Raw genomic sequence first — 19,778 nt, forward strand, 5'->3', positions numbered from 1 at the left:
GGACCTCGGGTGGAAACTGGCGGGCACGATAGCAACTTTGGCGAAGCAATGCTGGGTTTAACCGCGAACCGGTCGCCCCCGCTTGAGCGTCTCGCTGGGCAACTCCCGGAACAACTGCCGGTAGCTTTCGGAAAAGCGCCCCAAATGCCAGAACGACCAGCGCATGGCCACCTCGGCCACCGTCACCCCGCCCCCGCGCAACAGGTCACGCCGAGCCCCGTTGAGCCGGCGAAGCCGCAGCCAATGGGCCGGCGGCATACCGGTAAAGGCCTTGAATGCCTGCTGCAACTGGCGCAGGGAAACGCCGGCAACGTCCGCCAACTCCACCAGGTTGAGAGTTTCTTCCGGGCAGTCGGCCGCCCACTCGCTGACCCGCTGCATGATCGCCCGCTCCTCCCCCCGCCGCCCCAGCGCCCCGCCCTGCAGGCGCTGGCAGGCATTATCCAGGATGAACAGGCAGTCTTCGAGCAACTGCTCGGCCAACGCTTGCCCCGCCAGCGGGCAATCCGCTTCCCCCAGCCGGGTCAGGGTAGCGCTGAGCCAACTGCCGAACAGCGCATTCTGGCCGCTGCCCAGCGGCACCATGAACAAGCCGTCAAGGCGCTGCGGGTCGAGGCCGTGGCTGGCCAGGAAGACCTGGTCGAAGACCACCGCGACTTCCTGGTAGTTCTCCGGTGTGATCCAGATATTCCGGCTTTGTTCGTTGAGCAGGTACAGGCTGTTTTCGCTGCGATCGAAGCAGAACGCCAACGCGCCGCTGGGGGCACGGAAAAACTGCTCGACCCGCGTGTTCAGGCGCTCTTCGTACACCTGCACGCCATCCAGGCCCAGGCAACGCAGCTGGCCGCTGAAGTTGCCGGGTGACATCTGCCGGTACTGCTGCTGCCAACCGGGGGTGGCGCGCACCTGCTCGGTGACATCGGTGGTGTGGAAAGCCTGGACCTGCAAGGCATTGGGCGTTGTCACGCTGCGTCCTAATTGCACTCTTTTGGTGCATTCATTACCGAAGAAAGTGGATAGATTGCCCATGGGGGCTGCGCCCAAGATAGCCCTCAGCACGGCATGTGGGAAGGCTCCTGCACACCAGTGCCACAAAAACCCAACCAAGAGGTCTGTATGAACGCCCCCTTCGATCAGCTTTCCACCTGGCTGAAAGAACACCGGATCACCGAAGTCGAATGCGTGATCAGCGACCTGACCGGCATCGCCCGCGGCAAGATCGCGCCGACCGCCAAGTTTCTCCATGAGCGAGGCATGCGCCTGCCCGAGAGCGTGCTGCTGCAGACCGTCACCGGCGACTACGTAGACGATGACATCTACTACAGCCTGCTCGATGCCGCTGACATCGACATGGTCTGCCGCCCTGACCCGACTGCGGTGTACCAGATTCCCTGGGCCATCGAACCGACCGCCATCGTGATCCACGACACCTTCGACAAACAGGGCAACCCGATCGAACTGTCGCCGCGCAACGTGCTGAAGAAGGTGCTCAAGCTCTACGCCGACAAGGGCTGGCGGCCGATCGTCGCTCCGGAGATGGAGTTCTACCTGACCAAGCGTTGCGAAGACCCGGACTTGCCACTGCAAGTGCCACTGGGCCGCTCCGGCCGCGCCGAAAGCGGGCGCCAGTCGTTCTCCATCGACGCCGCCAATGAATTCGACCCACTGTTCGAAGACGTCTATGACTGGTGCGAACTGCAAGGCCTGGACCTGGACACGCTGATCCACGAAGACGGTCCGGCGCAGATGGAGATCAATTTCCGCCATGGCGATGCGCTGGACCTGGCCGACCAGATCACCGTGTTCAAGCGCACCATGCGCGAGGCAGCGCTCAAGCACAACGTTACGGCCACCTTCATGGCCAAGCCGATCACCGATGAACCGGGCAGTGCCATGCACCTGCACCAGAGCGTGGTCGATATCGCCAGCGGCAAACCCGTGTTCGCCAATGACGATGGCAGCATGAGCGAGCTGTTCCTGCACCATATCGGCGGCCTGCAGAAGTACATCCCCAAGCTGCTGCCGATGTTTGCGCCGAACGTCAACTCGTTCCGCCGCTTCCTGCCGGACACCTCGGCGCCGGTCAACGTCGAATGGGGCGAGGAAAACCGCACCGCTGGCCTGCGCGTGCCGACCTCCAGCCCCGACGCCATGCGCGTGGAAAACCGCCTGCCGGGCGCCGACGCCAACCCCTACCTGGCGATCGCCGCGAGCCTGCTGTGCGGCTACCTGGGCATGGTCGAAAAGGTCGAGCCCAGTGCGCCAGTACAGGGCCGCGCCTACGAGCGGCGCAACCTGCGCCTGCCGATCACCATCGAGGACGCGCTGCAGCACATGGAGGACTGCCAGACCGTACAGCGCTACCTGGGCAAGCAGTTCGTCCAGGGCTACGTGGCGGTCAAACGTGCCGAGCATGAAAACTTCAAACGTGTGATCAGTTCGTGGGAGCGTGAATTCCTGCTGCTCAGCGTCTGATCTTCGGGGCTGCTGTGCAGCCCCTACCACCCAACGCAAAGAACAAGACCAACGAGGTGTCGACATGCGTCATCTGCAAGCCCTGATTCCCGCAGCATTCACCCTGCTGTTCGGTGCAGCCGCCCAGGCTGAGCCCACGGTCAGCGTTTACAACTGGACCGACTACATTGGTGATACCACCCTGGCCGACTTCCAGGCCAAGACCGGGATCAAGGTGGTCTATGACGTATTCGACTCCAACGAAACCCTGGAGGGCAAACTGCTTGCCGGGCGCACCGGCTACGATGTGGTCGTGCCGTCCAACCACTTCCTCGCCCGCCAGGCGCAGGCCGGCGCCTTCTTGCCACTGGACCGCAGCAAGCTGCCGAACTGGAAGCACCTGGACCCCAAACTGCTCAAGCAACTCGAACAGAACGACCCCGGCAACCAGTACGCGGTGCCCTACCTGTGGGGCACCAACGGCATCGGCTACAACGTCGAAAAGGTCAAAGCTGCACTGGGCATCGAGCGTATCGATTCCTGGGCGGTGCTGTTCGAGCCCGAGAACCTCAAGAAACTCAAACAGTGCGGGGTGGCCTTCATGGACTCGCCCGACGAACTGTTCCCGGCCATGCTCAATTACCTGGGCATGGACCCGCGCAGCGAAAAGCCGGCTGACTACGCCAAGGCCGAAGCGCACCTGCTTGCACTGCGCCCTTACATCACCTACTTCCACTCGTCCAAATATGTCTCGGACCTGGCCAACGGCGACATCTGTATTGCGTTCGGCTATTCCGGCGATGTGTTCCAGGCCGCCCACCGCGCAGTCGAGGCGAAAAACGGCGTGAAGATCGCCTACAGCATCCCCAAGGAAGGCAGCAACCTGTGGTTCGACCTGCTGGCCATTCCCAAGGACGCCAGCAACCCCGAGCAGGCGCTGGCCTTCATCAACTACCTGCTCGAACCGCAGGTGATCGCCAAGGTCAGCGCCACGGTCGGCTATGCCAATGCCAACCCCGACGCCAAGGCCTACATGGATGAATCGCTGGTCAACAACCCCGAGATCTACCCGCCCCAGGAGGTGCTGGACAAACTGTACATTTCCAGCACGCCGAGCCCGAAGATCATGCGTGTCATGACCCGTTCCTGGAGCAAGATCAAGTCCAACCGCTGAGCCGAGAGCGCGCCATGCCATTCGATACCCAACACACTGCGTCTTACTACGCCGCCACCGCGCGCGATACTGCGCCCTACCCTAGCCTGGACGGCGAACTGACCGCGGATGTGTGCGTGGTCGGTGGAGGGCTGACCGGGGTCAATACCGCGCTGGAGCTGGCCGAGCGTGGCCTGTCGGTGATCCTGCTCGAAGGCCGGCGCGTCGGCTGGGGCGCCAGCGGGCGCAACGGTGGCCAGCTGATCCGCGGCATCGGCCATGACGTCAGCGGTTTTGCCCGCTACGTCGGCCAGGATGGCGTGCGCTACCTGAAACAGGCTGGCATCGACTCGGTGGCCCTGGTGGCCAGGCGCATCGAGCAGTACGGCATTGCCTGCGACCTGCGCTGGGGCTTCTGCGAGCTGGCCAATACACCTGCCCAGTTCGCGGCGTTCAAGGACGAGCAACGCGACCTGGCGGAGCTTGGCTATCGCCATGAAACGCGCCTGGTCGAGCGTGAGCGGCTGCACGAAATCGTTGCCAGCGACCAGTACGCCGGCGGGCTGGTGGACATGGGGTCGGGCCATCTGCACCCGCTCGACCTGGTCCAGGGTGAAGCGCGCGCGGCTCACGCCCTGGGGGTACGCATTTTCGAGCAGAGCCCGGTGCTGCGCATCGAGCACGGCGCCACGGTCACCCTGCACACCGCTCGGGGCAAGGTCAGGGCACACAGCCTGGTGCTCGGTTGCAATGCCCACCTCGACGAACTGGAGCCACGCCTGAGCGGTAAAGTGCTGCCTGCCGGCAGCTACGTGGTGGCCACCGAGCCACTGCCCGAGGCCGTGGCCAAGGCGCTGATACCGCAGAACATGGCGATGTGCGACCAGAAGGTCGGCCTGGATTACTACCGCCTCACCGCAGACCGTCGGCTGCTGTTCGGCGGGGCCTGCCATTATTCAGGGCGCGACCCGAAGGACATCGCCGCTTACATGCGGCCCAAGGTGCTCAAGGTGTTCCCGCAACTGGCCGAGGTACGCATCGATTACCAGTGGGGCGGGATGATCGGCATCACCGCCAACCGCTTCCCACAGGTCGGGCGGCTGAGCCAGTACCCGAATGTCTACTACGCCCAGGGCTACTCTGGGCATGGCCTGAACGTGACGCACTGGACGGCCAGGCTGCTGGCTGAAGGGATCGCGGTGGGGCACAGCCAGGGGCTGGATGTCTTCAGCGCCGTGCCCCACCTCACGTTCCCGGGCGGCAAGGCGTTGCGCTCGCCGCTGCTGGCATTGGGGATGCTGTGGTATCGGGTGCGCGAGGTGCTGGGCTGACTCAGCACTCGACGAACGCCACCGCCAGGCCACCGCGCGAGGTTTCCTTGTAGTTGGCATGCATGTCGGCGCCGGTATCACGCATTGTGCGAATCACCCGATCCAGCGAGATGAAGTGCTCGCCATCACCGCGCAAGGCCATCTGCACAGCATTGATCGCCTTGACCGCGGCGATTGCATTGCGCTCGATGCACGGCACCTGGACCAGCCCGCCGACCGGGTCACAGGTCAAGCCCAGGTTGTGTTCCAGGGCGATCTCGGCGGCGTTTTCCAATTGCCCGGGTGTAGCGCCCAGCACTTGGGCAAGGCCGGCGGCGGCCATCGAACACGCCGAACCCACCTCGCCCTGGCATCCTACTTCGGCGCCGGAGATCGATGCATTCTTCTTGCACAGAATGCCGACAGCGGCAGCGGCCAGCAGGAACGCCACCACATCGTCGTCGCTGGCGGCGGGATTGAACTTCATGTAGTAGTGCAACACCGCAGGGATGATACCCGCCGCGCCGTTGGTTGGCGCGGTGACCATGCGCCCGCCGGCGGCGTTCTCTTCATTGACCGCCAGGGCGAACAGGTTGACCCACTCCATCGCGCTCAAAGTCGAGCCGATCACATTGGGTTTGCCCAGTTCCTGCAGGCTGCGATGCAAGCGTGCAGCGCGGCGCTTGACGCCAAGCCCGCCAGGCAGAATGCCCTCGTTGCGCAGGCCGTTGTCGACGCACTCACGCATTGCGGCCCATATCCGCAGCAGCCCTTCGCGTACCTCGGCTTCGCTGCGCCACGCGCATTCATTGGCCAGCATCAACTGGGCAACGCTCAGCTGATGGGCCTTGCACAGCGCCAGCAACTGGGCCGCACTGGAGAATTCGTAGGGCAGCGTCACAGCAGCCGCTTGGTTGTGCGGCGCGTCGATTTCACCCTGCTCGACAATGAAGCCGCCGCCAACGGAATAGTAGGTTTGGCTGAGCAGGCTGCCCTGCTCGCCCATGGCCTCCAGGGTCATGGCATTGGGGTGATAGGGCAAGTTCTCGTCCAACAGCAGCATGTCGCGTGCATACATGAAGGTCAGCGGGTGGCTGGCGTCGAGCATCAGGCAGTGCTCCTGCATCACCTGAGCGATACGTGAGTCGATCGTGGCCGGGTCGATGCGGTCCGGCCACTGCCCCATCAGGCCGAGCAGGCAGGCGCGGTCTGTGGCATGGCCCACGCCCGTAGCGGAAAGCGACCCATACAGGCGCACTTCGATACGCCGCACCTGGCCCAGCAAGCCATGGGTGCGCAGTGCCTGGGCAAAGGTGGCGGCTGCCCGCATGGGGCCGACGGTGTGGGAACTGGACGGGCCGATGCCGATTTTGAAAAGGTCGAAAATACTGATAGCCATGCTAATGCCTGACCGCGCCGGGCTGAAACACCGTTACGCGGCTGTCTGGATAAATTGAACGCTACTGCGAAGTTGCGCGATACTGCCGCGCTCACCTGTTGATGACCAACGAAACTTTCTAAGCAAGCCTTTAGCAGAGCTAAACGATGCGACGACAAATGAACGGCCAGATGTTCGTCTGGCTGCATGTTTTTTCCTGTGCAGCCCGGCACCTCTCCTTCACCCGCTGCGCCGAGGAATTGCACATCACCCCCGGCGCGGTCAGCCAGCAGATGCGCCAACTGGAAGAGCGCCTTGGTTACCGCCTGTTCCTGCGGCGTGCGCGCGGGGTTGAGCTGAGCGCCGAGGGGCAGCGCCTGGCGCAGACCGTGGCCGAGGCCTACGGCAGCATCGAAGCCGAACTGCTGCGCCTGGATGCCGGCGAAATCCGCGGCACCTTGCGCGTACGCTCGATTCCCTCGTTCCTGGCCAAGTGGCTGACACCGCGCCTGCCGCGCTTTCAGCAGCGGTATCCGGATATCGAGTTGCGTCTGGTGGCCGAAGACAGCGCGCAGGCGCTGAACCCAGGCGACTTCGACCTGGCCATTGACCTGAATGATGGTAGCTACCCGGGCATGCTCTCGACGCCGCTGCTGGATGAACAGGTCTTCCCCGTCTGCTCGCCAGCCTTGCTGCGCGGCCGCCCGCCCTTGCACGGGCCTGCGGACCTTGCCCACTATCCCCTGCTGCACGACATCACCGCCTGGCGCGGCAGTTCGGATTTTGCCGAATGGGAGTTCTACCTGGAGGGCATCGGTGCGCCAGGGCTGGACGTGCGACGCGGGCATACTTTCAACCGCAATCACTTGACGATCGAAGCGGCGATCGCCGGGATCGGCGTGGCCATAGCCCGCCGCACCTTGCTCAATGATGAGCTTGAACGGGGCGCATTGATCGTGCCGTTCGGTGTGCCGATCGCCAACCACAAGCGCTATGTGGTGCATTACCCGCCAGGTGGGCTGAACCAGCCGGGCGCTCGTGCGGTGCACGACTGGCTGGTGGAAGAGGCCAACAGCTTTCGCATGCAGCACCCTGTTCAAGCACGTGACGTGACCACCCGCACACCCGCGTGATCATTCCACTGCAACGCGCTTCACATCGAAATCAAACGAGGGCACGTACTCACCGGCCAGCACATGTGGGCATTTGGACGGGACGAAGTTGTCGCTCAACAGGTCTTGGGCGCTGTCATAACCCGGCATGGAAATGCCCGTGATGTTCAACAACGTATGGGCAAGGGAGGAAATGCTGACGGTCTGCCCTTCCCGCTGTTTGAGTTTGTCCAGCACGTGCGCCTGCCGCTGCAGCAGGCTGCCGGAAGCCCAGATGAACGCTGCCACCGAAAGGTCATACTCATTGCCCATGCCATGGCCCAACAGACCGCGGTTGTCATCCAGCAAATTCTCGCCATGGTCAGACGAATAGACCAACAACGCCTTGCGCTGGCTGCTTTTGAGTTGATCGATGATCCGCCCCAACAGCCAGTCGGTGTACAGGATCGAGTTATCGTAATCTGCGGTGATCCGGTCCTTCGCGCTGTCGCTCGCCGGCTTGAACTTGCCGAACTCGCGTGGGTAGCGGCGGGCATAATCGAAATGGCTGCCCTTGATATGAATGAAGATGGCCTGTTTCTGCCTGCCGCCCTGCCGGATGATGTCTTCGTAGGCTTGCATCAAGGCGCCGTCGTAGCTGCGTTCAAAGTATTGGCGGGTCTGCGCCTCAGCGGCAATCTGCGGAATGATCCCGCCAAAACTGTCGACTTCCTGGGAAGACAGCCAGTACGTCTTGTAGCCAGCAGCGCGGTAGATGCCAACCAGCGATTTGGTCGAGGCGATCAGGTCCCAGTGCTTGATCGGCGCCAGGCTGAGCAATGAAGGCACGGCGACCGACGTATACGGCGCCGTAGTGCACATGCTGTCGAACTTGAACACCCCCGCCTCTTTGTCGAGGTTCGGCGTGGTGGGTTGGTGGTAACCATACAGCGACCAGTTGTGTGGCCGTGAGGACTCGCCGATGACGAACACGAGGGTCTCGACATCAGCGGCGTCCGACACTGCAGTTATCTTCACCTCGGACTCCAGGCGCTGTTTGATATAGCGCTTGGACTCGGCATACAACGTGACCGTCAAGCCGATTTGCGACAAATAACCTACCGGGGTACTTTGATCCTTGGCTGCCAGGTCCAGGACTGCACTCTTACCCAGCGAATTGAGTTTGACGGTTTTGTAGAAATAGGCGCCATACCCGACCAACAAGGCACTTATCGTCAAGCCAAAAATCGCCTTGTTCGTGTAAAACGTGCGCCGGTACAGGCCAGCCAAGCCAACGCCATAACACAGCACGAATACCAGCAGCACCGCACTGATCGAATGCCAGTAGGTACTGAGAAAATCAGACGCCTCTTTGTAATTGGTCAGCCCGATAAAAAGATAGGCTGCCGTCAAGCGCGAACCAAAATTCAGAACCAGGAACAGATCGACACTGGCCGCCAGATAAAATGGCAACAACAGCAGATGCACCTTGAATTGATTGGCTGAAACGAACCGCGTGGCCAGCAGCCATAACACTGAAATGGCCAGTGTGTAGATGACCAACAAATCCATTTTCGAGCAATTGCACTCGACCAACAGCTTGACGAACAACGGCGAGAGCAGAAACGCCCATAACAGAAAAATCGGCCACTCGGCCTTCGCTACCCTCGACACAACCCCGCCCAGCCAAGACAACCTGTTCATGGATCCCTGCCCCTTTGGATGGCACGTGGTCGAGTAGCGGCTTCAGTAGGCCTGCTTGCCGGTAAAGGCATTGAGCGTTCGAACCAGAATCACGAAGTCGAGCCAGAGCGACCAGTTATTGATGTACTCGATGTCCGAGTTCACCCGCTGGATCATCTGTTCGATGTCCTTGGTTTCCCCCCGGTAGCCACGCACCTGTGCCAGACCTGTCATGCCGGGCTTGATGTTGTGGCGGGCGAAGTAGTCGACGATGTCCTGGGAGTACAACGTATCGTGTTGCAGCGCATGCGGGCGTGGGCCCACCAGCGACATCTCGCCTGTCAATACATTGAACAGCTGCGGCAACTCATCCAGGCTGGTGCGCCGGATGAAGGCGCCGACCCGGGTGAGCCTTGGGTCATTCTTCTGCGCCTGCTGGACCACGCCAGCGTCGGGTTGGTGGACGCGCATGCTGCGAAACTTCCAGATGCGAAACGACTCCCCCGTCCACCCGGTACGTTCCTGGCGGAAAAACACCGGCCCCGGGCTGTCGAACTTGATGATCGCGGCCACCACCAACAGTACCGGCGAGGCACACAGCAGAATGAACGCCGCCAGCACGCGGTCTTCCAGGTTCTTCAGGAACAGGCTCATGCCGGTGAGCGGGGTTTCCGACAACGTCAATACCGGGATGCCGGCAATTTCACGGACGCTGTGGTTGATCAGGCGCAGCGAGAAGATATCGGGCACCCAGTTGACCGCAATGCACTTGTCCAAGAGTTTCAGGTAGACATCGTTGATCAGCTCAGAGCCGCCCAGCGGCGTCACCAGATAGACCGTGCGGATCGCGTGCTTGGCGATGAGCTCGTCCAGGTCGGTAATACGGCCCAATACAGGCAGGCGCAACTTTGCATCGGCCATGTCCTGCCCATCGAGTTGCTCATCGATCAGCACACAACCGACCACCCGCTCACCAAACCAAGGGTTGTTGCTGATTTTCTGGTAGAGGAAATTCGCCAGGTCGCCCCCGCCGATAATCAACGCGTTGTCCTGGCGAGCATGGGCAGTAAAGCGCTTTTGCAGTTCGCGCACCACAATATGCAGGAGCAACTGGGCAATGTAACCAAACACAAACAACTGCACCACCAACAGCCGCGAATAGGTTTCACTCTGTTTGGTGAGAAACGCGATAACCACTAAAAAGCAAAACGTGGCAGACCACGCCTTAAACAACCGGAAGGCTTTGACGGACAGGCCAACGTTACTACGATAAATGGCATAGTGATCATAAATGACGGCCAGCGCACCTATCAGCAGCAACAGCATGATCACGTAGTCTGAAGTAATATACCCAAACTGGTCATAGATCAGATACCACGCGACACTGGTGACGGCGATGCCATCGAGGCCGGCTTGAATGGCGTTACTCACACTACTTCTTCGCTGCAGCAAAGAACGGCTGCTTCTAGGCTCGAATACCATTATGAGGCCTCTTTTTATGTGCGTGACCCACCTGTTGCCATGACACCCGTGCGATACAACCAACCTTAGATCCAACACCAGATCAGTCAAAAAGCTGCCACGACCCCCCTCGCCGCTTGATATCACTGTAGCAGTACCCAGCAGGGAGTGCGGGGATCAATCCGCCTCGCTCACGGCCCTGTCAGGGTCGCTTTGCTGAACAGCAACGCCCGCAGCAGGAACAGCGGATTGCCGACCACATAGCGCACGAACAGCCGCTTGGGCTCCCTGCTCAGCCTGTACACCCATTCGCCGCCCAAGCGGCGTAACCAGTCCGGCGCCCGGGTGACCTTGCCGCCCATGAAATCCAGGATCGCTCCGCCACAGACGATCAGGCAGGGCCTGCCCAATTCAGCCAGGCGCGCTGCGACGTTTTCCTGCTTGGGCATGCCCATGCCCAGCACGATCAGTTCCGGCTGCTGCTGCTGCGCCAGGTCGATGTAGGTGTCGATACTGGCAAAGCCGTCATGCAGCGACACGACGTTTACCCCGTAAAGCGCTTCGGCCTGGTCGGCGGCCCGGCTCAGGTACGGCTCCTGGGTGCCCCAGAACGCTACCCGCCTGCCGTTGAACGCAGCGAGCAACTCGGGAATGAAATCGGTGCCGTTCATGTTCAGCCCGGGCGCCAGCCCCAGGCGCCGATACAGTATCGCGATGCCCGACCCGTCGCGCAGCAGCACGTCCGCTGCCGCCAGCGCTGTGCAGTAGTCGGCGTTGGCAGCCACCAGGTTCATGGCATGGGCATTGACGAAGCCCAACACCGTTGCCGTGCGCGGCGCGCTCAGTGCCTGCAGCACCTGCTGCTCATCAGCGGCGTCATCGACCACGCGTAGCTTGTCGATGATCGTCTTCCAGCGTCGCACCCAGGGCCATGCGTCCATTCAGCTGTCATCCCGTTTCGAGCGCACCCATTCAACCTGGCGCTTGAGCAGAAAACCGAGGTAAAGGGGAATCTTCTTCGCCGCGTAGAACGGCGCATACAGCAATACGGAAAACGGGATCACCTCACGCGAGAAGCGCCACCAGGCCAACACCACCGCGGCCAGCAACAGCGCAAGGTTGATGGTGGCAAGCACTGCCGGCAGTACAATGCCGAGGACCGCAAATGCCAGCCATGCCACGCTGAACACCACCACCATGGCCAAGGCCAGCAGCGCCAAGGGCGGTACCAGCAGGTCCACGGCCATGGCCAGCAAAGGCCAGTTACCCTGCGCCAGCGAGCGGCGGATCAACCCGGGGCCCTCCGTCAGCAGCAACCCCAGATGGCCATGCTCCCAGCGGGTGCGTTGGCTGTTCAGGCCTTCCTGGCTGGTCGGGAACTGGCTGGTGACAGTGGCCGCCGGGCAGAACAGCGGGGGTTTGCCATCGCGGCACAGCTCCAGGCCCAGCTTGATGTCTTCGACCAGGTGGCCGGTCGCCAGGTTGGCCGCTGTCACGTCCTGCCAACTGAACGCCATGCCCGCCCCCATCAACTGGCACGGCAAGCCTGCCCGAGCCCAGCCACGCGGGCGCACCAGATTCTTCACGCGCCAGGCGAATTCGGCGACCTGCACTTTCAGCCCGGCGCCTGCAGGTGCATGCATCAGGTACAAAGACTGCACCGGCCGGCCAGACTCGACGCAACTGTGCGCCAGGCGCTCGACGGCACCGGCGCTCACCTGGCAATCGGCGTCGATGATCAGCACCACCTGCGGCGGGTTGTGCGCCAGATGCCGTACGCCGTAGTCCAGCGCATAGCCCTTGCCACGCAGGTACGGGTCCTGACGCTCGATCACCTGCGCGCCGGCAGCCCGCGCCAATGCGGCGGTATCGTCGCTGCAGTTGTCCGCCACCACCAGCAACTGGTCGCCCTCGCGCAATTGCCCGGCGATGCTCGCCAGTGCAGACGCGATGACCAGCGCCTCGTTGTGCGCCGGTACCAACACCGCCACCCGTGGCCGTGCGCCCTTGAGCTGTGGCACCGGCCGCGCCGGCAGGCACGCCAACAGCACCTGGACCAACAGCACCAGCACCGGCAGCAGCACAAGCAATGCCACGATGCCTAACAGCCAACTCAATAAAGTAATCATGCAATTGCCTTGAAATAGCGAACCAGCCTGGCCGCTTCGGAATCGATATCGTGACGCTGGAGCACGCGCTCGTAGGCAGCCTGGCCCATCTGCTGCAGGACTTGGGCAGGCTGCGCCAGGCAATCCGCCATGGCCTCGGCCAACGCTTGCACTTCGCCTGCCGGGAACAGCCAACCGTTTTCCCCTTGTCGAACCAGCTCGGGGATGCCAGCGACAAAGGTCGTCAATACCGGACGACGCAAGGCCATGGCCTCCATGAGGACCACAGGCAGCCCTTCGGCGAAACTCGGCAGCACCAGCGCGCGGGCAGCAAGGATTTCTTCCCGGACCTGGGCGCTGCTGATCCAGCCAGTGACGCGCACCTGGCCCTGCAAACCATGGCAGGCGATCAACGCGTCGATCTGCTCACGCATTTCACCGTCGCCGGCCAGCACCAGTTCGAACGCTACCCCGTCGGCCAACAGGCGCCGGGCGGCTTCAAGCAGCAGCAGCTGGCCCTTCTGCTCGCACAGGCGCCCTACGCATACCAGCCGCGGCGCTGCCGGGGGCGCGATGGCCGGGCCTTCATGGAAACTGCGCTCCAGGCCGCAATGCACCACCTTCACCTTGACCCAGTGCTCATGGGCCACCCAGCGAAACAACTGGCTGCGCCCGTACGAACTCACCGCAGCGACGAACGCGGCGCGGCGCACCTTCTCTGCCATGTGCAGGAATTGCGGCTTGTCGAACTCCTCCGGCCCGTGCACGGTGAAGCTGTAGCGGGGGCCACCGAGGGTGTTGGCCAGCATGACCACCTCGGTGGAATTGGTGCCGAAATGGGCGTGCACGTGCTCAGCAGCAGCGTTTTTCAGCCACTGCACGACACGGCACGCTTCAGCCAGATAGACCAGGTGATAAGGCCAGGCTCGATCGGCGCGCAACCCCATGCTCAACGCCAGGCGCAGCGCTGAAAGGAAACGCCGCGGCTCGGCGCGCGCTACCTGCAGCATCGGTTTGAGCAGGCTTTTGAGGCCCCCTTGCAGCACGTAGCGGGTCTTGCCCCGCTCGGCGATATCTTCATCGTCCTGCAACTCGGCGTCCCACCCCCGCAGGGCGATGCGTTGAACCTCCATGCCTTGACGTTCGAGCGCCAGAATTTCGCGACGAATGAAGCTGTGACTGACCTTGGGATACTGATTGATGAAATAAGCAATGCGCATACGCCCCCAAATCGAAATCCGTTTACTGATAGGGTCGGGCCGCTTCGGCGACGCCCTGACCTTTACCTCATGCTGTGGCTCACTGACTACAGGCTAGCTGAGGATGCAACGGCAGCGCTGTTTGCGTGGTGGTGCCGGGCAGTGCTGCTTCTATCTTGGCGAAAACGTCGTCCAGTAGCGCGTTGCGGCGTCTGTACATGGCGCGTTTCTTCGGCGCGATGTCCTCCAGATTACGCTTGGCAGGCGCCAGGGGGAGCTCGAAGAAGTCCTCACGCAGCGACGCCTCGGCACCGCTCTCCTGCCATATCACATCATAGTTGGCTGCCAGGTCCTGAGCCTTATCAACCCCGAAATAGGGGTGGCGGTGGTGCCGGCACTGATCACCGACAGCATGGATGCGCGCGACCCCGACCGTTCTGGCCAGGCACTTGAGGGCTTCGAGCAGAAAGCTTCGGGGACGCAACCCTTCGAAATCCTTGGTCAGGTCGCGGTAGATGTTCAGGGAGGTTTCGCTGTCGATGCCTTTATGAATACCTTGCACGGCGCCAATGAACAGGCACAACTCGCCCTCTGTGCGGCACAGGGTGAACGCCAACGACGCCACGCGCAGGTCAGCCTGGAACAGGTTGATCACCAATTCCCCCTCACGCTTGAACCAGATCGGCCGATCCAGCACCAGAGCGCAATCCTTGGAGTAGGCCGACAGGTCACAGACCACTCGGCGCTCCTCGCGCCCCAACAGCAACAGTGCCGGCAACTGGCTGACGACCACCTCATAGTGCGAGGCCACCACATCGAGCCGCTCACGGGCATCCCAGCATTTGCTGATGTATGGCCACTGCACCACCCCGATGCAGTCCACGCCTAGCCGGGCAAAGCGCTCGTTGCCCAGCGCAGCGGACATGCGCTGCATGAAGCTGCGCAAGTCCGGCCACTGCCTGATCATGGCTGCGCCCAGCTTGTACTTGTTGTTGAGCGCCCGCAGCGAGTAGCCCGGTTGCAAGGTGAGGACGCTTTTGGCTAACGATCCGAGCATGTTAGGCATCTCATTTGTACTCGATCAACGCCGGGTTGCCGGCCGTGTACCTGTTCAGCACGAACCTCATCTGGCCCAGCATTTCCGGGAATTTGCCCAGCACCAGAAAGGCCGCCTGCACTGCGTTTTCCCGCGCCGACCTGCCGCCACGGCGCGCCAGGCGCAGCATCTGCAAGGGGTAGACCAGCAGCAACCACAGTGCCCACGGGCCCGCCCAGACGCTTGCCAGTGCAACCAGCAGTGGAATGCCCAGGCCCCACAACCAGGCACGGCGTGACTCTCGCAGCCAATGCCGTTCCGGCGGCGCCCCATGCAGGCAGGCACCTTCGGCATAGGCGTAGCCTGCGCGTACGCTGCGCCGCCACCACTGGCCGAAGCGTGTCATGGCGGCATCGTGCAACGTCATTTCAGCAGCCAGGCGCCAGACCTTCCACCCCGCCGCCCTGAGCCGCACGCACAGCTCGGGCTCCTCCCCGGCGATCAGCGCCGAGCGATAGCCAGCGACGGCCACGAAGGCATCCACACGCATCAGCGCATCACCGCCACAGGCCTTGGTTTCACCCACCGGGGTGTCCCACTCCAGGTCACACAGCCAGTTGTAGACCGAGTGCTGGGGAAAGCGCTCGCGGCGCCGCCCACACACCACCGCCACCTGCGGGTGGGCGTCGAGAAAGGCTCGCGCCGTGGCGAGCCAGCCGGCATCCACTTCGCAATCGCCATCGACGAACTGCACGAGGCGCACGGCAGGCAGGGCCCTTTGCAGGCAGGCGAAGCCCTCGTTGCGTGCACGCGCGGCCGTGAAAGGTCTGCTCATGTCCAACGTCAGCACCTCGACACCCAGGGCCGATGCCCGTTGCACGGAACCATCCGTGGAGCCTGAGTCGACGTACACCACCTTGTCCGCACGACCTGCCAACGACGCCAGGCAGCGCTCCAGACGAAGGCCTTCGTTACGGCCGATAACCACTACGCCAATGCCTGTCACCCTGGACCTCACTCGCAACGCTTGATGAAACCACCCCGTGTACGGTCAGCCATTGCCTGGTTCATGTGAACTCCATCGCTTCGCTGGGTTTTCTCGCCTTGATGGTCGCGGGTACGCCCACGGCCAGTGAGTTGTCCGGCACATCGATCAGCACCACAGCGTTGGAGCCGATCGCGACGTTGTTGCCGATGCGGATGTTGCCCAGCACCTTGGCCCCGGCGCCGATATCGACGTTGTTGCCAAAGATGGGTGCGATCGGTTCATTGACGTTCTTCAGGCCGACCACCACACCGTTGCGGATCCGGCAGTCATCGCCGAATCGCGCATAGCCGCTGATGACGATGCCGCCGAAATGATCGATGACGAAATTGCGGCCGATCACCACTTCACACGGCAATTCGACGCCGGTGATGATCTGCACGAATTTGAACAGCACCTTGTAGACAAACGACAGCAGCTTGCGCAGAAGCGCCGGCCGCACCCCGTAGCGCCAACGGCCAAAGCGATAGACCACCAGGACCCAGAAGCCCTGGGCACCCCAATCTCCACCGTGTGCACGCAAGTCCGCGCGGATGTTCTGGAACATGGCTTCACCTACCGTGTGGGTTGGCTGGCAAACTGGGTCCTGAGCAACAGCGACCAGGTGGCGCGCGTGTGCAGCCAACAGGCCTTTATCGCGCCCCAGCCTCGCCCCTTGAGCAGTGCCTTGAGCGCCAGCACCAGGTCACCCAGGCTCACCAGCACCATGTGCAGGATCAGGCCCGGCACGCCATGGTGCTTGCGAAAGTACAGCAGCTCGCTCTCGATCTGGTAGCTGGAGATCTGCCGGCTCGCAGCCTCCAGCTCGGCGACCGACTTGGAGCTCTCCCCGCCGATGTGCACGACGGTGGTATGCGGGTAGAACACCACCTTCCAACCGGCATCCTTGACCCGCTTGCAATGGTCGACTTCCTCGTAATAAAGGAAGTAGCGCGGGTCGAACAGGCCCACCTGATCGAGCACTTCACGACGCACCAGGTAGAAACAGCCCGGCAACCAGTCGCATTCACGCACCGAGGCATGGTCCCAGGTCATCTCGTCGACCATCTTCACCCCGGGGAAAAAGCGCCCCAGCCCGGTACGCGCGACAAATACATTCAAGGGCGTGGGGAAGTACCTGCAACTGGGCTGCAGATCACCGTCGCGCCCCACCAGGCGCACGCCCAGCACGCCGCAGTCCGGGTGCGCGTCCATGTAATCGATGGTTTTCTGCAGGCTGTCGGCAGCGACGAAAGCGTCGGTGTTGAGCAGCAGCGCGTACTTGCCCTGCAGGTGCGCCAGCAACTGGTTGTTGGCGCGGCCAAAACCGACATTGTGCGTGTTGCTCAGCAGCACAGCTTCGGGGCAGACCTCGGCCAGGCGCTGCACCGAATCGTCGACGGATGCGTTGTCCACTACCAGATAGCTGGCCAACCGTTCACTGCCGGCTTGGCGCAGCGCATCGAACATCGGCTGCAACAACGATGCGGTATTGAAATTGACGACCATCACATCGACGGGTTTTCTATCCATTGCTGCCGTCTCCGAAGAAGTACTCGCTGCGTTGGCGCGCCAGCGCAGGTTCTACCGTCGGGTCGTAAGCGCCTTTGCGCTGCTTGACCGTTTCGATCCAGGGGTAGGCATTGCAGCGCGCTTCGACCCGGGTGATCAGCTCTTCAGTGGTGCAGATGACTTTGGCCGGGTTACCGCCGACCACCGTGCCAGGCGGTACATCCTTGGTGACGACTGCCCCGGCGGCAACCACCGAGTCAGGCCCGATGGTCACGCGCGGCATGACGATCGCGCCATGCCCGACGAAGCAGTTGTCCTTGATGTCAATGTAGCCGACCGAATCCAGGTGCTTGCCGTAACAGATCTCGATCAGCGCCACCACACCATCGTGGCCGATCAAGGTACAGTCCGACAGGCCCACGTTGCTGCCGATACGCACCAGCGTGGGGTCGGTTACATTGCAGCCGCAGTTGATATAGACATTGCTGCCCACCGAGTGGAATTTGCCCCACCGTGCCAGGTAGGTGCCCCACTCCAAAGGAGTTGGGTTGCAGAATTTCTTGTAAGCCGAACCTCCCCGTCCTGTTGAGTAGACATACTGCGTCATGGCATTGCGAATCCATCCAATCATTCTGCTACCCTCGCACTTCAAGCGGTCCTGGACTGTCCCTGAGGCGAACCGGTCTCATTCTTGTTCATGCTGACCCTTTCGCACTCAACCCTTCCCCTCATTGCTCATCCGTTCAAGCCATCGCGCCACTGGCCGCCCTCATTTTCGCATCGAGGTGGTCGGCCAATCTGAGGGCGAATTGCAACAGCGGCATCGTCGGGTTCGAGGCGCCGCCCGTAGCAAAAATGCTGCTGCCCGCTACATAGAGGTTTTCACTGCCGAACACCTTGCAGTCGGCGTCGACCACGCCGAACTCGGGGGATGCCGCCATGCGTGTCGTGCCCATGTGATGGGCATGGGGCGACAGTTTCAAGGGCAGTTCGGTGTCATAGACGTAATCGTTGAGCTTGATGAAGCCCAGTCCCGCCTGAGCGAACTGCTTGGCCAGTTCAGTGCCGATGCACTTGATGGTATGCCTGTCGGTGGCACTGAGCACCCAATTGACATTGACCTTGGCAACGCCCAGCTCATCTTTTTCGTCGAGCAGCGATAGGCGGCTTTGCGCATCCGGGAACTGCTCGATCATCGTGGTCAGCACGCCATCGCCGGGGCAGCTGAACTTGGCGACGAACTCGATCTTGCTGGCCAGCCCCATCTGACACGCCAGGTTTTCCAGAAAGTATTTGACCTCAGCCGTTCTACCGTAGGTCTGCACATCGGCCAGTACCGTAGCAGAGACATTGCCCTTGCCGGCCTGGTACTCAGCGACGAATGCATCGGTGGTGTAATACTGGCGTTGCTCGGTGCCCACGCCATCTTTGAGAATGAAGGTGCCCAGGTCGATGTTCAGGTGTTCCATCAGGCAACGTCCGGTCAGGCCTTCTTTTTTCACCACGCCCGCCTTCACAAGCGAAGCGCTGTTGAGCAATTGCCTGGCGTTCTCGATCGCCCCCATCGCCAGAACGAACTGATTGGCCACGACACGCTCGCGCTGTTTTTCGTAATCGCACACAACCGCTGCCTGCAACTGCCCTGAGGCCTGATCGAATTCGAGGTCGACACAGTTGCAGTTGATGAACACTTCCAGCCCAGGCGTTTCAGTGAGCGCCGACGCATACTTTTGCGCGAACCGTGTTGGCGGGCTCAGCAGAAAACAGTCAGCGTCGAATTCGCCCCCGTTCAGGCCGGTGTTCTCGGGTTTGAAATCAGCCCCGTGCGGCAAGTCGACGATCGCCATGGCCGCCGGCAGGTAGCGCTCGATCTGCGCATAATCGATCGGCCAGCCCGGAAGGCCCACCGGCGGTGCTACGGCAAAGTCCGAAGGCGTGAACGGGCGGCAACGGCCTGCCCAATGATTGGAGGTGCCGCCCAGGTAACGCAGGCGCGTCTGTTCGGCATAAAGCTCAAGGCCGGTCGAGCTGCAGGCGTAGAGGTTCTGCGAGCGTGGTTCATACTCATGCCCTCCCCCTTCGAGCAGCGCCACGCTCCACCCCGCCTGCGCCAGTTGCAGGGCCAGGGTGATGCCGGCCGGGCCGGCACCGATGATGCACACGTCGTAGGCCTTGCGCAGGGTCTTCTCAGCCTGGAAGTCCTTGATCATGCTCGACTGTCCTTGAAGTATTCGCTAGGCAAGACCCACCCGTTGATCACGACGAACCCGCCCTTTTGCGCAGGTTCGCGCGCAACCCGGGCGCCGATACCGAAAACGGCCACGCCGGCCCCCAGCAATACCCCATTGCGAAGAAAGCCGCGACGACCC

Annotated in this window: 17 protein-coding genes; 4 read left to right on the forward strand and 13 right to left on the reverse strand. The window is 62.0% G+C overall.

Annotation, left to right across the window (positions count from 1 at the left end):
- Positions 1-57 precede the first annotated feature (57 nt).
- On the reverse strand, positions 58-966 hold the full coding sequence (locus JNA92_RS05100; protein ID WP_241803639.1) for a helix-turn-helix domain-containing protein: 909 nt from the start codon (positions 964-966) through the stop codon (positions 58-60).
- Between the two features lie 150 nt (positions 967-1,116).
- Between JNA92_RS05100 and JNA92_RS05105 the strand changes: the two genes are divergently transcribed.
- The 3 genes from JNA92_RS05105 to JNA92_RS05115 all read left to right on the forward strand — a co-directional run bounded on the left by JNA92_RS05105 (position 1,117) and on the right by JNA92_RS05115 (position 4,938).
- The gene (locus JNA92_RS05105; RefSeq protein ID WP_012314747.1) at positions 1,117-2,475 is read left to right on the forward strand and encodes a glutamine synthetase family protein; all 1,359 of its coding nucleotides are present in this window, start codon (positions 1,117-1,119) and stop codon (positions 2,473-2,475) included.
- Positions 2,476-2,539: 64 nt separating this feature from the next.
- The gene (locus JNA92_RS05110; protein ID WP_241803641.1) at positions 2,540-3,628 is read left to right on the forward strand and encodes a polyamine ABC transporter substrate-binding protein; all 1,089 of its coding nucleotides are present in this window, start codon (positions 2,540-2,542) and stop codon (positions 3,626-3,628) included.
- 14 nt (positions 3,629-3,642) lie between these two features.
- Positions 3,643-4,938, forward strand: coding sequence for an NAD(P)/FAD-dependent oxidoreductase (locus JNA92_RS05115; protein ID WP_241803642.1), 1,296 nt, complete (start codon positions 3,643-3,645; stop codon positions 4,936-4,938).
- 1 nt (position 4,939) lies between these two features.
- On the opposite strand, the gene JNA92_RS05120 is transcribed toward JNA92_RS05115, so the two are convergent.
- Positions 4,940-6,316: an L-serine ammonia-lyase gene (locus JNA92_RS05120; RefSeq protein WP_241803644.1), complete on the reverse strand. Its 1,377-nt coding sequence runs from the start codon at positions 6,314-6,316 to the stop codon at positions 4,940-4,942.
- Positions 6,317-6,462: 146 nt separating this feature from the next.
- Here JNA92_RS05120 and JNA92_RS05125 point away from each other — a divergent pair, with 146 nt between their 5' ends.
- On the forward strand, positions 6,463-7,428 hold the full coding sequence (locus tag JNA92_RS05125) for a LysR substrate-binding domain-containing protein (protein ID WP_241803647.1): 966 nt from the start codon (positions 6,463-6,465) through the stop codon (positions 7,426-7,428).
- On the opposite strand, the gene JNA92_RS05130 is transcribed toward JNA92_RS05125, so the two are convergent.
- The 11 genes from JNA92_RS05130 to JNA92_RS05180 form a co-directional block, all read right to left on the reverse strand.
- Positions 7,429-9,090, reverse strand: a complete 1,662-nt coding sequence (locus tag JNA92_RS05130; protein WP_241803648.1) for a phosphoethanolamine transferase — start codon at positions 9,088-9,090, stop codon at positions 7,429-7,431.
- A 42-nt stretch (positions 9,091-9,132) separates the two neighbouring features.
- On the reverse strand, positions 9,133-10,551 hold the full coding sequence (locus JNA92_RS05135; RefSeq protein ID WP_241803808.1) for an undecaprenyl-phosphate glucose phosphotransferase: 1,419 nt from the start codon (positions 10,549-10,551) through the stop codon (positions 9,133-9,135).
- Positions 10,552-10,721: 170 nt separating this feature from the next.
- Entirely contained in the window at positions 10,722-11,471 is a 750-nt protein-coding gene (locus JNA92_RS05140; protein WP_241803650.1) for a WecB/TagA/CpsF family glycosyltransferase, read from the reverse strand.
- Positions 11,472-12,659, reverse strand: a complete 1,188-nt coding sequence (locus JNA92_RS05145) for a glycosyltransferase family 2 protein (RefSeq protein WP_241803652.1) — start codon at positions 12,657-12,659, stop codon at positions 11,472-11,474.
- Positions 12,656-13,858 (reverse strand): glycosyltransferase family 4 protein, encoded by a 1,203-nt coding sequence (locus JNA92_RS05150; RefSeq protein ID WP_241803654.1) that lies wholly within the window; start codon positions 13,856-13,858, stop codon positions 12,656-12,658. The genes JNA92_RS05145 and JNA92_RS05150 overlap by 4 nt, the downstream gene beginning before the upstream one ends.
- A 79-nt stretch (positions 13,859-13,937) precedes the next feature.
- A complete protein-coding gene (locus JNA92_RS05155) occupies positions 13,938-14,894 on the reverse strand; it encodes a VirK/YbjX family protein (protein WP_241803655.1) in 957 nt (318 codons plus the stop codon).
- Positions 14,895-14,904: 10 nt separating this feature from the next.
- Complete coding sequence (locus JNA92_RS05160; RefSeq protein ID WP_241803657.1) at positions 14,905-15,879, reverse strand: glycosyltransferase; 975 nt, start codon at positions 15,877-15,879, stop codon at positions 14,905-14,907.
- Positions 15,880-15,940: 61 nt separating this feature from the next.
- On the reverse strand, positions 15,941-16,465 hold the full coding sequence (locus JNA92_RS05165) for a serine O-acetyltransferase (RefSeq protein ID WP_241803660.1): 525 nt from the start codon (positions 16,463-16,465) through the stop codon (positions 15,941-15,943).
- An 8-nt stretch (positions 16,466-16,473) separates the two neighbouring features.
- Positions 16,474-17,430, reverse strand: coding sequence for a glycosyltransferase family 2 protein (locus tag JNA92_RS05170; RefSeq protein ID WP_241803661.1), 957 nt, complete (start codon positions 17,428-17,430; stop codon positions 16,474-16,476).
- Complete coding sequence (locus JNA92_RS05175) at positions 17,423-18,040, reverse strand: acyltransferase (protein ID WP_241803663.1); 618 nt, start codon at positions 18,038-18,040, stop codon at positions 17,423-17,425. Before JNA92_RS05175 ends, JNA92_RS05170 begins: the two co-directional genes overlap by 8 nt.
- Before the next feature lie 112 nt (positions 18,041-18,152).
- Positions 18,153-19,619 (reverse strand): FAD-dependent oxidoreductase, encoded by a 1,467-nt coding sequence (locus JNA92_RS05180; protein ID WP_241803664.1) that lies wholly within the window; start codon positions 19,617-19,619, stop codon positions 18,153-18,155.
- Positions 19,620-19,778: the final 159 nt, after the last annotated feature.

The organism is Pseudomonas putida (assembly GCF_022627325.1).
GTDB classification, from domain to species: domain Bacteria; phylum Pseudomonadota; class Gammaproteobacteria; order Pseudomonadales; family Pseudomonadaceae; genus Aquipseudomonas; species Aquipseudomonas putida_X.

Excerpts from the sequence above, each read along its gene's own strand:
- JNA92_RS05125 (WP_241803647.1), top strand. The coding sequence starts at position 6,463 with ATGCGACGACAAATGAACGGCCAGATGTTCGTCTGGCTGCATGTTTTT.
- JNA92_RS05155 (WP_241803655.1), bottom strand. The coding sequence starts at position 14,894 with ATGCTCGGATCGTTAGCCAAAAGCGTCCTCACCTTGCAACCGGGCTAC.
- JNA92_RS05140 (WP_241803650.1), bottom strand. The coding sequence starts at position 11,471 with ATGGACGCATGGCCCTGGGTGCGACGCTGGAAGACGATCATCGACAAG.
- JNA92_RS05120 (WP_241803644.1), bottom strand. The coding sequence starts at position 6,316 with ATGGCTATCAGTATTTTCGACCTTTTCAAAATCGGCATCGGCCCGTCC.
- JNA92_RS05115 (WP_241803642.1), top strand. The coding sequence starts at position 3,643 with ATGCCATTCGATACCCAACACACTGCGTCTTACTACGCCGCCACCGCG.
- JNA92_RS05150 (WP_241803654.1), bottom strand. The coding sequence starts at position 13,858 with ATGCGCATTGCTTATTTCATCAATCAGTATCCCAAGGTCAGTCACAGC.
- JNA92_RS05180 (WP_241803664.1), bottom strand. The coding sequence starts at position 19,619 with ATGATCAAGGACTTCCAGGCTGAGAAGACCCTGCGCAAGGCCTACGAC.
- JNA92_RS05130 (WP_241803648.1), bottom strand. The coding sequence starts at position 9,090 with ATGAACAGGTTGTCTTGGCTGGGCGGGGTTGTGTCGAGGGTAGCGAAG.
- JNA92_RS05145 (WP_241803652.1), bottom strand. The coding sequence starts at position 12,659 with ATGATTACTTTATTGAGTTGGCTGTTAGGCATCGTGGCATTGCTTGTG.
- JNA92_RS05175 (WP_241803663.1), bottom strand. The coding sequence starts at position 18,040 with ATGATTGGATGGATTCGCAATGCCATGACGCAGTATGTCTACTCAACA.
- JNA92_RS05170 (WP_241803661.1), bottom strand. The coding sequence starts at position 17,430 with ATGGATAGAAAACCCGTCGATGTGATGGTCGTCAATTTCAATACCGCA.
- JNA92_RS05165 (WP_241803660.1), bottom strand. The coding sequence starts at position 16,465 with ATGTTCCAGAACATCCGCGCGGACTTGCGTGCACACGGTGGAGATTGG.
- JNA92_RS05135 (WP_241803808.1), bottom strand. The coding sequence starts at position 10,551 with ATGGTATTCGAGCCTAGAAGCAGCCGTTCTTTGCTGCAGCGAAGAAGT.
- JNA92_RS05105 (WP_012314747.1), top strand. The coding sequence starts at position 1,117 with ATGAACGCCCCCTTCGATCAGCTTTCCACCTGGCTGAAAGAACACCGG.
- JNA92_RS05110 (WP_241803641.1), top strand. The coding sequence starts at position 2,540 with ATGCGTCATCTGCAAGCCCTGATTCCCGCAGCATTCACCCTGCTGTTC.